Origin of the sequence: Hydrogenophaga taeniospiralis CCUG 15921, assembly GCF_001592305.1 — a bacterium.
In the GTDB taxonomy this organism is placed as follows: domain Bacteria; phylum Pseudomonadota; class Gammaproteobacteria; order Burkholderiales; family Burkholderiaceae_C; genus Hydrogenophaga; species Hydrogenophaga taeniospiralis.
Window position 1 is genome coordinate 549,519 of record NZ_BCWR01000001.1, and the last position, 14,478, is coordinate 563,996.

15 protein-coding genes are annotated in these 14,478 nt (G+C 66.2%); 10 read left to right on the top strand and 5 right to left on the bottom strand.

The features are described from left to right. Positions 1-27 precede the first annotated feature (27 nt). Genes HTA01S_RS02505 through HTA01S_RS02550 form a run of 10 tightly spaced genes read left to right on the top strand, consistent with a single transcriptional unit; the run spans position 28 to position 9,213 of the window. Entirely contained in the window at positions 28-336 is a 309-nt protein-coding gene (locus HTA01S_RS02505) for a (2Fe-2S)-binding protein (protein WP_068166965.1), read from the top strand. Further along, positions 318-1,694, top strand: a complete 1,377-nt coding sequence (locus HTA01S_RS02510; RefSeq protein WP_068166966.1) for an FAD/NAD(P)-dependent oxidoreductase — start codon at positions 318-320, stop codon at positions 1,692-1,694. The genes HTA01S_RS02505 and HTA01S_RS02510 overlap by 19 nt, the downstream gene beginning before the upstream one ends. After that, positions 1,691-2,836 (top strand): NAD(P)/FAD-dependent oxidoreductase, encoded by a 1,146-nt coding sequence (locus HTA01S_RS02515; RefSeq protein ID WP_068166967.1) that lies wholly within the window; start codon positions 1,691-1,693, stop codon positions 2,834-2,836. Before HTA01S_RS02510 ends, HTA01S_RS02515 begins: the two co-directional genes overlap by 4 nt. A gap of 36 nt (positions 2,837-2,872) precedes the next feature. Beyond that, entirely contained in the window at positions 2,873-3,628 is a 756-nt protein-coding gene (locus tag HTA01S_RS02520; RefSeq protein WP_068166968.1) for a cupin domain-containing protein, read from the top strand. A gap of 15 nt (positions 3,629-3,643) precedes the next feature. After that, the gene (gene otnK, locus HTA01S_RS02525; protein ID WP_068166969.1) at positions 3,644-4,918 is read left to right on the top strand and encodes a 3-oxo-tetronate kinase; all 1,275 of its coding nucleotides are present in this window, start codon (positions 3,644-3,646) and stop codon (positions 4,916-4,918) included. Beyond that, positions 4,915-5,577 carry a 3-oxo-tetronate 4-phosphate decarboxylase gene (gene otnC, locus HTA01S_RS02530; protein ID WP_068166970.1) on the top strand — a complete coding sequence of 221 codons (663 nt, stop codon included), beginning with the start codon at positions 4,915-4,917 and terminating at the stop codon, positions 5,575-5,577. Before otnK ends, otnC begins: the two co-directional genes overlap by 4 nt. Before the next feature lie 28 nt (positions 5,578-5,605). Then, entirely contained in the window at positions 5,606-6,262 is a 657-nt protein-coding gene (locus HTA01S_RS02535) for an aspartate/glutamate racemase family protein (protein WP_068166971.1), read from the top strand. Positions 6,263-6,296: 34 nt separating this feature from the next. Next, positions 6,297-7,223 (top strand): 2-hydroxyacid dehydrogenase, encoded by a 927-nt coding sequence (locus tag HTA01S_RS02540; RefSeq protein WP_068166972.1) that lies wholly within the window; start codon positions 6,297-6,299, stop codon positions 7,221-7,223. Between the two features lie 17 nt (positions 7,224-7,240). Continuing rightward, positions 7,241-8,230, top strand: coding sequence for an ornithine cyclodeaminase family protein (locus tag HTA01S_RS02545; protein ID WP_068166973.1), 990 nt, complete (start codon positions 7,241-7,243; stop codon positions 8,228-8,230). A 2-nt stretch (positions 8,231-8,232) separates the two neighbouring features. Next, the gene (locus HTA01S_RS02550; RefSeq protein WP_245637971.1) at positions 8,233-9,213 is read left to right on the top strand and encodes a threonine ammonia-lyase; all 981 of its coding nucleotides are present in this window, start codon (positions 8,233-8,235) and stop codon (positions 9,211-9,213) included. Between the two features lie 39 nt (positions 9,214-9,252). Here the strand turns inward: HTA01S_RS02550 and HTA01S_RS02555 are convergent, their stop codons facing one another. The 5 genes from HTA01S_RS02555 to HTA01S_RS02575 all read right to left on the bottom strand — a co-directional run bounded on the left by HTA01S_RS02555 (position 9,253) and on the right by HTA01S_RS02575 (position 14,376). After that, the gene (locus HTA01S_RS02555) at positions 9,253-10,578 is read right to left on the bottom strand and encodes an NAD(P)/FAD-dependent oxidoreductase (protein ID WP_068166974.1); all 1,326 of its coding nucleotides are present in this window, start codon (positions 10,576-10,578) and stop codon (positions 9,253-9,255) included. A 155-nt stretch (positions 10,579-10,733) separates the two neighbouring features. Beyond that, on the bottom strand, positions 10,734-11,234 hold the full coding sequence (locus tag HTA01S_RS02560) for an Lrp/AsnC family transcriptional regulator (RefSeq protein WP_068166975.1): 501 nt from the start codon (positions 11,232-11,234) through the stop codon (positions 10,734-10,736). A gap of 15 nt (positions 11,235-11,249) precedes the next feature. Then, complete coding sequence (locus HTA01S_RS02565; protein WP_068166976.1) at positions 11,250-12,608, bottom strand: aspartate aminotransferase family protein; 1,359 nt, start codon at positions 12,606-12,608, stop codon at positions 11,250-11,252. After that, positions 12,605-13,711: a phosphotransferase gene (locus HTA01S_RS02570; RefSeq protein WP_068166977.1), complete on the bottom strand. Its 1,107-nt coding sequence runs from the start codon at positions 13,709-13,711 to the stop codon at positions 12,605-12,607. Before HTA01S_RS02570 ends, HTA01S_RS02565 begins: the two co-directional genes overlap by 4 nt. Then, positions 13,711-14,376 carry a haloacid dehalogenase type II gene (locus tag HTA01S_RS02575; protein WP_068166978.1) on the bottom strand — a complete coding sequence of 222 codons (666 nt, stop codon included), beginning with the start codon at positions 14,374-14,376 and terminating at the stop codon, positions 13,711-13,713. The genes HTA01S_RS02570 and HTA01S_RS02575 overlap by 1 nt, the downstream gene beginning before the upstream one ends. Positions 14,377-14,478 lie beyond the last annotated feature (102 nt).

Here is a 14,478-nt window from a genome sequence, read left to right on the forward strand (position 1 = left end):
CCCGGGCAGGCCACCAGGAGACATGACATGAGCCAACGATTTGTGCGTCTGGCAGAGAAGAACCGCGCCCGCGTGCGCATCGTGATCGACGGACAGATGGTCGCCGCACTCGCCGGCGATACCCTGATGGTCGCCCTGCTCAGCCACACGCGGCACCTGCGTGAATCGGAATTCGGCGACGGCCAGCGCGCCGGCTTCTGCCTGATGGGCGCCTGCCAGGACTGCTGGGTGTGGACCGCCAGCGGCGAGCGCCTGCGCGCCTGCACCACCGTCGTGGAAGAAGGCATGCACATCATCACAAAGCAACCGGAGGCGACATGGCCCAACCTCGCGTGATCATCGTCGGCGCCGGACCCGCCGGCGTGCGCTGCGCCCAGACCCTGGTGGCCGCCGGCTTGCGCCCCACCGTCATCGACGAGAACCGGCGCGACGGCGGCCAGATCTACCGCCGCCAGCCGGACAACTTCACACGCCCCTACGCCCAGCTCTACGGCACCGAAGCCGGCCGCGCAGAGGCGCTGCACACCAGCTTCGACGCGCTGCGCGAGCAGGTCGACTACCGGCCCGGGACCCTGGCCTGGAATGTCTTCGACAAGAAACTGCATGTCGTCAAGGACGAGATCTCATCGGCCCTGCCCTACGACGCGCTGGTGATCTGCTCTGGCGCGACCGACCGCCTCATGCCCGTCAAGGGCTGGCAACTGGCCGGCACCTACAGCCTGGGCGCCGCGCAGATCGCCCTGAAGGCGCAGGCCTGCGCCATCGGCCAGCGCGTGGTGTTCATGGGCACCGGCCCCCTGCTCTACCTGGTGGCCGCGCAGTACCTCAAGGCCGGTGCGCAGGTGGCCGCCGTGCTCGACACCTCGCCCTTCGCGCGCCGCATCGCCGCCCTGCCCAAGCTGCTCGCGCGGCCCGCCGTGCTGTTCAAGGGCCTGGCCCTGGTGGCGCGCATCCGCCGCGCGGGCGTGCCGGTGCTGACCGGCGTCACGCCGGTGGAGATCACCGGCTCGCCGGACGCAGGCGTGCAGGGCGTGGCGGTCCGTGAGGCCGGCGGCGCCACGCGCCGCTTCGAGTGCGATGCGGTCGCCATGGGCTACCACCTGCGCCCTGAGACCCAGCTGGCCGACCTGGCGCGCTGTGCCTTCCGCTTCGATGCCGAGACGCGGCAGTGGCTGCCCGAGGTTGGCGAAGACGGCCGCACCTCCGTCCCCGGCGTGTACCTGGCCGGCGACGGCGCGCGCGTGCTGGGCGCGGACGCCGCCGAAACCGCCGGCCGGCTGGCCGCCATGGCGGTGCTCAAGGACTTCGGCCTTCCGACATCACAGACCGAGCTGCAGCGGCTGCGCGCCGAACAGGCCGGCATGGAGCGGTTCCGCCAGGGGCTGGCGCAGGCCTTTCCCTGGCCGCAGCAGCAGGCCGCGCAACTGCCGGACGAGGCCATCGTCTGCCGCTGCGAAACCATCACCGCCGGAGAGTTGCGCCGTGTGGTGTGCGACATGGGCGCGCAGGAGGCCAACCGGGCCAAGGCCCTGAGCCGTGTCGGCATGGGCCGCTGCCAGGGGCGCTACTGCGGCCACGCCGGAGCCGAGGTCATCGCGCACGCGGCCGGCGTGCCGGTGGAACAAGTCGGGCGGCTGCGCGGCCAGGCGCCGGTCAAGCCGCTGTCGATAGCGGTGCGGGAGGAAACGGAATGAGCACGAACAAAGCAGATGCGGTCATCGTCGGCGGCGGCATCATGGGTGCCTCCGCAGCCTTCTTTTTGCGCCAGCGCGGAATGTCCGTCATCCTGCTGGAGCGGGGATTGATCGGCCAGCAGGCCAGCGGTGTCAACTTCGGCAACACGCGCCGGATGGGGCGCCCCCTTGAACAACTGCCGCTGTCCAACCGCGCGCGCGAAACCTGGCTGAAGTTCAAGGAATTGTTCGGTGCGGACGTCGAGCTCCTGCTGAACGGCCACCTGCGCGTCGGCACCACGCAGGCGCACGAAGAACGCATGGTCCAGTATGCGCAGGACGCCAAGGACTTCGGCTTGGGGATGCAGATGTTGGGCAAGCAAGCGCTGCACGAACGCTTTCCCTACCTGGGGCCGGACATCACGGCGGGTTGTTATGCCCCCAACGATGGCCATGCGAACCCCCGTCTGGCGGCACCGATCATCGGCCGGGCGGCCGCACGCGCAGGCGCGCAGGTGTTTGAGAACACCGAGATCGTGGCGGTCGAAAAAGACGGCGAGGAATTCCGCGTGACCGCCGCCGATGGCCGGATCTTCCGTGCGCCTGTGGCGCTCATCACCGCCGGCGCCTGGGGCAACCGCATCAGCGCCAGCTTCGGCGAACCGGTACCGATGATCGTCAAAGCGCCGCAGATGTGCGTCACCGAACCGGTGCCTTACGCCATCAAGCCGACCATTGGTGCCATCGCGGACGTGTTCGAGCAGGTCGTCTTTTTCCGCCAGGTGGCGCGCGGCAACATCGTCATCGGCGGCGGCGGCCATGAGCCGGTGGACATGGTGAACCTTCGCGCCTACGTGAACCCGAGCAGGACGCTGTACAAGCTGGCGAATGCACCGCGCGTGGTGCCCGCCTTCAAGCACCTGAACATCATCCGCGTCTGGAGCGGGATCGAGGGCTACATGGAAGACAGCCGGCCGGCCATGGGGCCGAGCGCGCGCGTGCCGGGCCTGTACTACGCGTTCGGCTTCTCCGGCGAAGGCTTCCAGCTGGGCCCGGGCGTGGGCGACGTGATGGCCGAACTGATCCACACCGGCACCACGACCACACCCATCGAGTGTTACCACATCGGGCGTTTTTCCCAGCAGGCCACGCAAGCGGCCTAGCCTTTCCATTCATCGTCATCACATCGCAAACAAACCATGTCGAATTTGCAGCAAGCAGCGGCCATGCTGGCCAACCCGCCCTCCTTTGTGGATCTGCGCCAGTTCGCGCGCGACCAGAGCCAGGGCATCGCAGTGAGCACTGCGGCGGGAGAGGACCTGTTCCTGTCCAGCCGCCGCGTCCTGGATTGGGCTCCAAGCCCGGTGACCGCAGGTGTCATCACGCTGAAATCTGGCAGCGGTGCCGTGCCGTCCCTGCCGGCGGATGAATTCATCATCGTCCACGAAGGCAGCCTGACCCTGACGCAGCAGGACTCCACCCTGACGCTGGGCCCCAACCAGAGCGCGATGCTCAAGCACGGCGCCGCGTTCACCTGGTCCGCACAAGGACCGGTGACGCTGATCTTCACCCGCTACAACAACAGCCAGACGGGCGATGGTGCCATCGTGCCGATCAAGGAGAACCCGGCCATGGGACCGTCGGCGGGCGGACCGCTGGCCGATCTGCTGCTCACGCCAGCGCCGGTTTGCCGCAACCACACCGACTACCGTTCGGCCGACGGCGAATTCACCTGCGGCACCTGGGACTCGACGCCCTATGCGCGCCGCGCCATGTTCTTCCGGCACATGGAACTGATGTTCCTGCTCGAAGGCAGCGTGACCTTCGTTGATGAAGCGGGTCGCAGCGCCACGTTTTCCAAGGGCGACATCTTCCTCATCGAGCAGAAGGCCTCTTGCACCTGGGACAGCCGCGAGAACGTGGCGAAGTTGTACGTGATCTACCGCCCGGCATAAAAAAAAGGCCAGGCCATGACAGCGCAGTTGGGATGCATTGCGGACGATTTCACCGGCGGCACGGACCTCGCAGGCATGCTTGTGAAGGCGGGCATGCGCACCGTGCAATGGATCGGTGTGCCGGACGGGCCGCTGCCCGAGGATGTCGACGCGGTGGTGATCGCGTTGAAGTCGCGCACCAGTCCGGCCGAGGATGCGGTGGCCGAGTCGCTGGCCGCGCTGCGCTGGTTGCAGGCGGCAGGCTTCCAGCAGTTCTATTTCAAGTACTGCTCGACCTTCGACTCCACGCCGCGCGGCAATATCGGCCCCGTCGCAGAGGCCTTGATGCAGGCTCTGGACACCGATTTCACCATCGCCTGCCCGGCCTTCCCCGCCAACGGACGTACCCTCTACAAAGGCCATCTGTTCGTGGGCGATGTGCTGCTCAAAGAGTCTGGCATGCGCCACCATCCGCTGACGCCGATGCTGGACGCGAACCTGGTGCGCGTGCTGCAGCAGCAGGTGCGGCGCAAGGTCGGCCTCGTCGACTTTGCAACGGTGAGCAGGGGCGGTGCGGCGATCCGTGAACGCTTCAACGCGCTGCGCGAGCAGGGCCACGGCTTTGCCATCGTCGATGCACTGTCCAATGCGGACCTCGACGCCATTGGTGCTGCCTGTGCCGATCTGCCGCTGGTAACCGGCGGCTCCGGCATTGCGCTCGGATTGCCGCAAAACTTCCGAAGCCGCGGCCTGCTGGCGGCGAATGCTGTGGCCGATGCATTGCCGAAGACCGGCGGCCTGCGCGCCGTGATCTCGGGCAGCTGTTCGGTGGCCACGCAAAGGCAGGTGGACGTGATGCGCACGACCTTCCCATCCTTCGGCATCGACCCGCTGCGGCTGGCACGCGGGGAGGATCTGGTGTCGGCTGCGCTCAACTGGGCAGGTGGTCACATCGCGCAGCAACCGGTCTTGATCTATGCCACGGCCACGCCCGAAGCAGTCAAGCAGGTACAGGGCGAACTCGGCGTCGAGCAGGCTGGCCATCTTGTGGAGCATGCGCTGGCGAGCATTGCGCGCGGCTTGGTAGAGGCCGGCGTGGGCCAGATGATTGTGGCCGGCGGCGAGACCTCCGGTGCGGTCGTCCAGGCGCTCGGCGTGAAGGGATTGCGCATCGGCCCCGAAATCGACCCTGGCGTACCGTGGACCAGCACCCTGCACGACGATGGCGCACAGCCGTTGGCGCTCGCGCTGAAGTCCGGCAATTTCGGCAGCGAGGATTTTTTCCTCAAGGCCTGGGACAAGCTGCAATGAGCGCGATGATGTCCACCGGCCGCGACGAAGCCACATTGCGCGAAGAGATCGTCGGATTCGGCCGCTCGCTGTTCGACCGCGGCTTGACCGCCGGCAGCAGCGGCAACATCAGTGTGCGGCTGGACGACGGCTGGCTGCTGACGCCGACCAATGCCTGCCTCGGCCGCCTCGATCCGGCACGACTGGCCAAGCTCGACTGGAGTGGCCGCCACGTCAGCGGCGATGCGCCGTCCAAGGAAGCCTTCCTGCATCGCGCGATGTACGAGGAGCGCGCGGGCGCGGGCGCCATCGTGCACCTGCACTCCACGCATTCGGCCGCCGTCTCCTGCATGTGCGGCCTGAACCATCACGACAGCATCCCGCCCTTGACGCCCTACTTCGTGATGAAGATTGGCCGCCTGCCGCTGATTCCCTACCACCGCCCCGGCGATCCTGCGCTCGGCGACGCGATCCGCGGCCTGGCGCGCAAGCATTGCGCCGTGCTGCTGGCCAACCACGGGCCGGTGGTCTCCGGCACCTCGCTCGAAGCGGCCGTCTACGCCACGGAGGAACTGGAAGAGACGGCCAAGCTCTTCCTGCTGCTGCGCAACACGCCGACCAGCCCCTTGAACGCCGAGCAGATCGAAGAACTCAAGTCGGTCTTCAAGCTCGACATCTAGAAGACACCCGCTCACAGGAAGCACTTGAATGACCCAGCGCATCGCCTTTGTCCATACCGTCGGTTTCCTGGTCGATGATTTCCGCGCGCGTATGCGCGCCGAATTTCCCACCGCCGACTGCTTCCACATCCTCAACGAAAGCCTGTTGCAAGACCTGTTGCGCGGAGCACCGCAACCGCTGGTGTACCGGCGCGTGGTGGATCAGATCGTGCTGGCGGCGCAAGCGCAGCCCGACCTCATCGTTGTCACCTGTTCATCCACATCGCCGGCCGTCGATATCGCGCGGCGCCTCGTGCAACAGCCGATCCTGAAGATCGACGACCCGATGATGGCGGAAGCGGCGCGCAGCGGCCCGCGCATTGGCCTGCTGTGCACGGCCAGCAGCACGGTGGAACCGAGCAACGCACTGCTGCGCGCGCACGCGGCGGAGCAAGGGCGCGAGATCACCATCAAGACGGTGCTGCGCCCCGAGGCCTACCAGGCACTGATGGCCGGTGACCGTGCGCAGCACGACGCCATGCTTCATGAAGCAGCCACCGAGATGGCCAGCGAGGTCGATGTGCTGGTGCTGGCCCAGGCATCGCTGGCGCATTTGCGCGACGTGTTCGCTGCGGAACTGAAATGCCCGGTCTTGGCCAGCCCACCGCTGCTGATGCGCGAAATCGCCAGACTCAGCGCCGAATAAAGCGGCGGAAGCTGGTTGTCAACGGGTTTTACACATGACTTTTCTCTACAAGTCCGACCCCGTCCGCGGCGCGGTGTGGGCTGAGCGCTTCGCACAGCAGCTGCCGGAGTTGCCGTTTCGCATCTGGCCCGACGTGCCGGACCCGCGAGCCGTGCGCTACCTCGCCGCCTGGGAACCGCCCGCGGACCTGGCCACCCGGTTCCCGAATCTGGAAGTGCTGTTTTCCACCGGCGCCGGTATCGACCAGTTCGACTTCTCGGTCATTCCCGAGACGCTGCCGGTGGTGCGCATGGTCGAGTCCGGCATCGTCAACGGCATGGTCGAATACGCGACGCTGGCCGTGCTGTCCTTGCACCGCGACTGGTCCACCTACCGCCAGCAGCAGCAGGAAGGTCGCTGGGAAGCCCATCGCGTGCACCCCGCCGGCTCGCGGCGTGTCGGTGTGCTGGGCCTGGGTGTGCTAGGGCGCGCCGTGCTGGAGCGCCTGGGCAGCTTCGGTTTTCCCTGCGCGGGCTGGAGCCGGTCGCAGCAGCAGATTGCGGGCGTTGAATGCCATGCCGGTGCTGAAGGTCTGACGGCGTTTCTGGCCCGCACCGACATCCTGATCTGCCTGCTGCCGCTGACCGACAGCACCCGCGGCATTCTCTGCAAGCCACTGTTCGACCAGTTGCCCAGTGGCGCCGCGCTGATCAACGTGGGCAGAGGCGCGCACCTGGTGCAGGACGATCTTCTGCGCGCCCTGGACGAAGGCCAGCTCTCCCGCGCCGTGCTGGACGTTTGCGAACCCGAGCCACTGCCGCCAGGGCATGCGTTCTGGACCCATCCCCAGGTGGTGCTCACGCCCCACATCGCCAGCATGACCCAGCCCGAAACCGCCGTCGACGCCGTCATCGACAACCTGCGCCGGCATCAGCAAGGCTTGCCCATGATCGGGCTGGTCGACCGGGCTCGGGGCTACTGAATCAGGAACCTACACCAATGAAAACACTGTTGCTGAACAAAGAGGACGTCGGCCGTCTGATCTGCATGAAGGAAGTCATCGAGACCGTGGAGGAGGCCTACAAGGCCTTCAACAGCGGCCAGGTGAATCAACCGCCCTATACCTGCATCCACCTGCCGCCCTCGGGCGAGATCGATTTCAAGATCAGCCACAGCGCGGCCAACGAGATCATCTCGATGAAGGCCTCGTCCGGCGGATTCCCCAACAATCCCATCGACCACGGCGTGCCCAGCGGCATGGGCACCGTCCTGCTGTTTGACGCGCGCAGCTGCGCACTCATCTGCGTGATGGACGGCAGCCTGCTCACTGGCCTGCGCACCGGCGCAGCCGGCGCGGTGTCGGTCAAGGCCCTGGCGCGCAAGAATGTGAAGACCGTCACCTCCATCGGCACCGGCAAACAGGCCCGCATGCAGATCCGCGCCATCCACCATGTGATGAAGATCGAAGAAATCCACGCCTGGGACCACCACCCCGAGAACCTCGCCCGCTACAAGGCCGACATCGAAGGAGAGTTCGGCATTCCGGTGGTGATGGCCCGCTCCATGCAAGCGGCGGTGGAACAGGCACACATCCTGATCACCACCACCCGCGGCAAAGGCGCACTGGTGGAAGCCGCCTGGATCCAGCCCGGCACGCACATCGTGGCCATGGGCACGGACACCTATGGCAAGCAGGAGTTCGAGCCCGAGATTTTCAGGGGCGCCAAGATCGTCAACGACTCGATCGCGCAGTGCATCGAAAAGGGCGAAACCTGGCACCCGTTGAACCGGAACATCATCCGCCGCGAAGACATCCATGCGGAGCTGGGTGAAATCCTGCTGGGCAAAAAACCGGGGCGCGAGACCGATCACGAGATCACGATCTTCGACTCCACCGGCATGGCCATCCAGGACAACACCACCGCAGCCAAGATCTACCGCAACGCCATCGCCAGCCAGACCGGCACCACCTTCGAATTCATTTCTTGATCATGACCATCAGCATGCTCGAACACCCCACCCTTGCGGACATCCACCAGGCCCGTGATCGGCTCAAGCCCCTCATCCGGCACACGCCCTTGCTGCGCGCAGAGAAGATCGAGCCCAGCGTGGGCTGCCAGCTGTATCTGAAACCCGAGACACTGCAGATCACCGGCGCCTTCAAGATCCGCGGCGCGCTGAACAAGTCGATGTCTCTCCCCAAAGAAGCGATTGCCAACGGCATCATCGCCACCTCGTCAGGCAACCACGCCCAGGGGCTGGCCTATGCCGCCCGGATGCTGGGCGTCAAGGCGGTGCTGGTGGTACCCGTGACCACGCCCAAGATCAAGATCGAGAACACCAAGGCCCTGGGCGCAGAAGTGGTGCTGTTCGATGGCGACACCGCCGCCCGATGGAAGCGTGTGTATGAAATCGCCGCAGAGCACCACTACGCGGTCGTGCACGCCTTTGAGGACCCGCTGGTCATGGCCGGCCAGGGCACCATCGGCCTTGAAATCCTGGAAGACCTGGCCGATGTGGACACGGTCATCATCCCCATGGGCGGCGGCGGCCTCATCTCAGGCATCGCCACCGCCATCAAGGAAACCCGGCCCTCGGTGCGCGTGATCGGCGCTGAACCCGCCCTGACACCCAAGTACTTCCACAGCCGCATCAACAAGGAACGCACTTCGCTGCCGTTGGGGAACACCATTGCGGACGGATTGCGCATCAGCGTGCCGGGGCAGAACCCCTTTCCCATCATCGAAAAGTACGTGGACGAGATCATCCTCGTCGAGGACGAACACATCATTGCGGGCATGCGCGCGCTGGCCAGGGATGCGAAGCTGATCGCCGAGCCCGCCGCCTCCATCGGCATCGGCGCCCTGCTGGCCGGCAGCGTGAAGCTCAGGCCCGACGAAAAAGTCTGTGTGGTGCTGACTGGTGGAAACTGGGATTTGTGCAACCTCGCCGAGGTGTATGCCGGTGAGTGACCAGCGCCGGCAAACGGTTGGGGATTTGCGGGGTTCGGCCTAGAAATCCGCCACCTTGCCCCACGCCGAAGCGCTGAACCGTTCCGGCCGAAAGGGTGCGGGATCAAAGATCGGTTGGGCGCCGCTGGCCAAGTCCGCGATCAAGTGGCCGGCGCCGGGTCCGATGCCAAAGCCGTGCCCGGAAAAGCCCGCGGCCAGGATGAAGCCAGGCACACCCGGCACCTCGCCAATGCCGGGAACGCCGTCTGGTGTGCTGTCGATATAGCCCGCCCAGGTGTGGGTGATCTGGGCTTCGCGAAGCTGGGGCAGCAGTTCGACGGCGCGGTGGTGGATCTTCCGGATCATGGCCCCATCGGGCCTCGGATCGAGGATGCGCACGCGCTCCATGGGTGTCGGCGCGTCGAGCCGCCAACGCGCCAACGTTTCATGGCCGCCGCGAATGCCTTCCAGGCCGCCCGGGCGGATGTTGCGCCAGCGCTTGGCGAACATCGGCAGGAACTGAGGCGCGAAGCGCAACAGCTGCATGGTCGGGTCCACATGCCCGCTGCCGCTGATGGCCAGCGCGTAGCGTCCGTCGCTGCGGCGCGTCACGGACACGTCGGCGCTGAACAGGGCACCCGGCAAGCGGTCTTCCACCGGGGACACGCTCAGGATGGACTGGCGGACCGTGGCCTGGGGAAAACGAATGCCCAACTGGCGACAAAACGAAGACGCCCAGGCGCCGCCGGCGAGCACGGCCGTTCGGGTCTTGATGACGCCGGCTTCCGTGATGACGCCGCTGACGCGCCCGCCCTCCAGCTCGATGCCGCGGGCTGCGCAGTTCTGGTGGACGCTGCCACCGAGCTTGATGAGCGCGGCGGCCACCGCGGGCGCGGCCTTGCCGGGGTCGGCGGTGCCATCGGTGGGCGAGAACACGCCGCCTTTCCAGGCGCGGCCGGTCGCCCGCCCGCGCTCGGCGGCCTCACGGGCGCTCAGCATGTGGGTGGTCACGCCGGCGGTCTTGGCAAATTCGCCCCAGCTGGCCCAACGCGATATCTCGGCCTCGTCGTTGCTCAGGTACAAGAGCCCGCAGCGGTTGAACCCTGTGTCTTCACCGCTCTCGGAGGCGAATTGTTCCCACAGGTCGAGGCTCTTGCTCGCCATGGGCAGTTCGCGGGCGTCGCGGTTCTGCTGCCGGCACCAGCCCCAGTTGCGGCTGGATTGCTCGGCGCCGATCCGGCCCTTTTCAAGCAATACGACCGACACACCGCGCTTGGCCAGGTAGTAGGCCGTGAAGACGCCGATGATGCCGCCGCCGATCACCACCACGTCGGCGGAGGCCGGCAGCGGGGTCGAGGTCTGGATGTGTTGCAGCGGAGGGGACATGGTGGATCTGTTTCGTCGTTCAGGGGGTGGATCACCAAAAGTCTAGACCGCATGCCCCTCGCGCCGATGCCGTATTGAGGGGCCTGCACAAAGCAGGCTGCGATTGTGTGGGTACCTGCCAGCAGATCCTGCCGTTGCGCTCTCGCTCCCGAGCCTTACTCCCAGCGCTTGCGGCTCGCGATGATGCTCAGGGGGTATTCACGCCGGTTCAGCGGCTGACGCAGGACGATCCGGCTGGCGAAACGTTCGATGCCCATGTCGTCTTCCAGCATCTTGTCCATCAGCGCCTGGAAGTAACCGACGCCCGGCGCCACGATCTTCAGCAGGTAGTCGTAGCCGCCGCTGACGTTGTAGCACTCGACGATCTCCTCGTACTTGGCGGCGGCTTCCTCGAACTTTCGGAAGTCGTGGGGCGTGTGGCTGCCGAGGGTGACCTCAGAGAACACGATGACGTGGTCACCCAGCTTTTCCAGTGCGATGTCGGCGCCATAGCTTCGGATCAGTCCGACCTCTTGCATCCGCTTCGTGCGCAGCAAACACGGGCTGGGACTGAGGCCCACAGCCTTTGCCAGATCAACGTTCGAGCAGCGGCCCTCGCGCTGAAGCCGCACCAGGATCTTGAGGTCAAACCGGTCGAACGAAACTGCAGAACTCATGGCGCCATCGTACCGTCAGGCCGACCTGGGCGATGTGAGTTGCGCCTCGGCCAAGGATTGGTCCAGCACATCGATCACCATGCCGGCCTGCTCCGCCGACAGCACCAGCGGCGGACGGATCTTGAGCACGTTGTGGCCCTGGGCGCAGGCGCTGAGCAGCACGCCTTTGTCGCGCATCAGGTTGACCACCCGGCTGGTCAGGCCGCGGTCCGCCGCCCGCGTGGTGCGGTCCGACACGAGCTCGACGCCCACAAAGAGCCCCGCTCCGCGCACATCGCCAATGGCCTCGTGCCTGGCGGCGAGCCCGGCGATGCCGTCGAGCAGCAGCTGGCCGACCTTGGCGGCATGCGGCATCAACTGTTCCCGTTCGATGGTTTCCAGCACGGCCAGGGCCGCTGCGCACGAGACGGTGTTGCCGGCGAAGGTGTTGAAGTAGCGCGAGTACTCGCCGAACTCCGCCAGCGCGTCGGCGGTCGCGAGCAGACCGGCGATGGGCTGGCCGTTGCCCATGGGCTTGCCCAGGGTGACGATGTCGGGCTTGAGGCCGTGGCGCTGGAAGCCCCACATGTGCCCGCCGGTGCGTCCGAAGCCGGGCTGCACTTCGTCGGCGATGAACAGGCCGCCGGCACGTTGGATCGCCTCGACCGCACCCTTCAGAAAGCCCGCAGGCTCGGGCAGGATGCCGTCGCTGGTGAAGAGCGAATCGACGATCAGGGCCGCCGGCTTGATGCCGTGGCGCTGCAGGTCGGCGATGGCCGCCTCCACGTCGCGGGTGAAGCGCTCGCCCAGGTCGGCGCCCTCAGCGTGGTACTGGCGGGGCGCCGGCACCAGGCGAACGTGCGGTCCAAGGTCGACCGTCGGCCCCAGCGATGGCGAGAACTGCGACACGGCGTCGGTGATGCCGTGGTAGGCCGTGTCGGTAACGATCACACCCGTGCCGCCGGTGCGCACCTTGGCAATGCGGTAGGCCAGATCGTTGGCCTCGCTGCCGGTGCAGGTCAGCATCAGGTGGGCCAGGTCGGTACCAGGCACGCTGGCGAGCAGGCGTTCGGCCAGCTCCAGGATGGTGTCGTGCAGGTAGCGCGTGTTGGTCGCGAGGGTCTGCACCTGGCGGCAGATGGCTTCCGCCACTGCGGGGTGGCAGTGCCCGAGCGAGGTGACGTTGTTGTACGCGTCCAGGTAGCGGCGGCCTTGTGGGTCCATCAGCCACGCGCCTTCGCCGCGCACGATGTGCAGCGGGTGTTCGTACATCAGCCGGTAGGCCGGGCCAAGCAGCGCATTGCGCCGCGCAATCATGGCCTCGGTGGCGGGTTCGATGTTGGCGCGCCCGGGAATGTAGGCGTTGACCATGTTGAAGTCGGCGGTGGTTTTCATGAAGCGAATCCTTTCAGAGAGGGAGTCAACAAGCGGTCGCGCACTTCGTGGCGAGGAAGGTCCGCCAACTGCGACAGCGCCTCCCAGGCTGCGGGGTTGTGGCGCATGATGTACGCCCGGTTTTCGGGATAGCGCAGGGCGCGCCACTCCGAGATCAGGGCGGTGATGAGGTGGCGCGTCGCCATCAGGTCGCCAACGATCTCCTGCTCCGGCTCGGTCAGAGGCAGCACGGTCTGGTAGGCGCCGACGAACTGCGACGGTCCCTCGAACGGGTCGGCGTTGCCGGTCATGTGGAAGGCGGCGGCCGTGGCCACCTCACCGACCAGGGGCGCATGGAGCATGTCGCCGAAGTCGATGATGCCGGTGATGCGCGCCTGGTCATGGGGCGCAACCAGCACGTTGTAGAGGTGGTAATCGTTGTGGATCACCTGCGCCCGCAGCGAACCCAGGCGGGGCAGCACATGCTCGGCGAAGCGCGCCATGAACGCCTGTGCCAGCGTGCGCCTTGGCCCTTGGGGCAGGCTGTTCAGCTGCACCGTGAGCCGGTGCGCGGCCGACACGTTCCAGAGCAGGTCGTGCGTGGCTGCGGGGTGCGTGAAGCCCTGCAGGGCGAGGTTCAGTTCGGCCAGTGTCCGGCCCATCGCCACGCGCTGCGCGGCGGTGCGCGGCGTCTCCCGGATCTGGATGCCCTCCAGGTAGGTGAGCATGCGCACCGAGGTCCGTGCACCGTCAGCAAGCACCACGGTGTCGCGCGTTCGTCCGTCCAGCGTGCGCACCACGCGGGGAACGGGCTGGCTGGGCGATGTGCGGGCGACGTGCTCCAGGGCGGCGATCTGGAAATCGACCAGCGGCACCGGCTCGGAGGGGTTGCTGATCTTGAACACATAGCGGGTGCCTTCTGCCGTCTCCACCGCACAGTTCTGGTCACGCTCGCCGGCCAGGGGATGGATGCTGCTGCCGTCAATGCCGTAGAGGCGCGCCACCAGCGCCTGCACCTCGGCCGGAGCGAGATTGGGCGCCGCGGTGCTCAGCTCCGCGGCCTCGTTCGGGCCTTCCGGTGCCGCCGCCCCGGGTGGACCACGGTGTGCATCGGGGCTGAACATCACAGACCCAGCAGAGCCGGCAGCTGACGAACGTCGGTCAGACGGCTCACGCCGTAGTTGGTCGACGTGGGCTCGTGACCACGGTCGATGAAGGCCTTGGCCATGAAGCCCAGGTCGGACGCCGTCATCAGGTCGTACCGAAAGCTCGACGAGACATGCATCATCTGTTCGGGCCTGCAGCCGAGCTGGTCGAACATGTATTCGAAGGTCTGCATGCGTGGCTTGTAGGCGCGCGCTTCCTCGGCGGTGTACACCTTGTGGAAAGGGGCCTTGAGGTGCGCGACGCTGTGGGGAATGAGGTCCACCATCGAGTTGGACAGGATCACCAGCGGCACGTGTGGCGCGATCGCTTCCAGCACCTCGACCACGTTCGGATGCGGCTGAAAGGTCGGCACCGCAGCGTACAAAGCGGCCACGTCCGAGGCCAGGCATTCGATGCCATGTTTCTTGCAGGCGCGCTGAATGGAATTCTCCACCACGTCGAAAAACGGCTTCCAGTCGCCCAGCACCTCGTCGAGGCGATAGGCGCGGAAACTGTCCAGGAAGGCCGGCATGCGGTCGGCCGGTACACGGTCCTTGAACAGGACTTTGGCCGTCGGCCCCATCTCGAAGTTGATGAGGGTGCCGTAGCAATCGAAACTGATGAATTTGGGTTGGAAGGTCATGGATTGATCCTCTGCGTTGAGACGGAATTAGTCTATGGCTGCCCCCCGTTCAGGAGATGCCATATCGCATCCGACTCCACGCAGATTCGTTGTCAATCCAAT